Genomic DNA, 749 nt, shown 5'->3' on the forward strand with positions numbered 1-749 from the left:
AAGTCATCAAGAATAAGCTTTCAGAGTATGGTCTCGCTCCTAACACTCAGTTAAAAATCGAGAAACTTGCGAATGGAAAACTTGCAGTACAAGGTCCTGTCGTTCAAAGTCAATTAGAACGAATCGGGTTTGAGTTAAGCCAAGACAACCATTTTGTATCAGCATACACCGCAGTGAGCAAACAAAACCCGACCCTGGAATATGCGAGCAATGTCAATAAGTTAACGCAAGCATACGGCCAAACAAACAAGGTATTTCAAAGCCTGCTCAGTGAGAAAAATGAATTCAACCAATTAAAAGATATTACCTTGCGCTACCAAAGCCTGTTATCTCAAACCGAATTCAAAAGTGCGAGCGAGGCCTAATTTTATTCAAATGCGAGGGTATCTCCGGCACCTTTGCGCAGAACCATAGCTTGATCATCAGATAGATCAATCACCGAACTAGGCTCGAGACCGCAATAGCCACCATCAATCACAAGATCTAATTGATGCTCTAAAGTCTGACGAATCTCATAAGGATCGGTAAAGGGATATTCTTCACCAGGCAGAATCAAACTTGTACTCATCAACGGAGTCCCAAGTTCTTCTAACAAATCTAATGCAATCTTATTGTCAGGAATACGCAATCCAATTTGTCGACGCTTTGGGTGCATTAAACGTCTCGGCACTTCACTAGTTGCCCGAAGAATAAACGTATACGGCCCTGGTGTATGCGCTTTAATTTGTCTGTACTCACTATTACCAACT

General features: G+C 41.9%; 2 protein-coding genes. One reads left to right on the forward strand and one right to left on the reverse strand.

Going from position 1 to position 749, the window contains the following annotated elements; all coding sequences use genetic code 11:
* On the forward strand, positions 1 to 365 hold a 365-nt coding region (locus A3738_RS30750; protein ID WP_197473678.1), incomplete at its 5' end, for a hypothetical protein.
* Between the two features lie 2 nt (positions 366 to 367).
* On the opposite strand, the gene A3738_RS07590 is transcribed toward A3738_RS30750, so the two are convergent.
* Positions 368 to 749 (reverse strand): L-threonylcarbamoyladenylate synthase (locus tag A3738_RS07590; protein ID WP_197473679.1); only part of this gene is annotated, 382 nt, incomplete at its 5' end.

The sequence above is a fragment of the Oleiphilus sp. HI0066 genome (genome assembly GCF_001635725.1).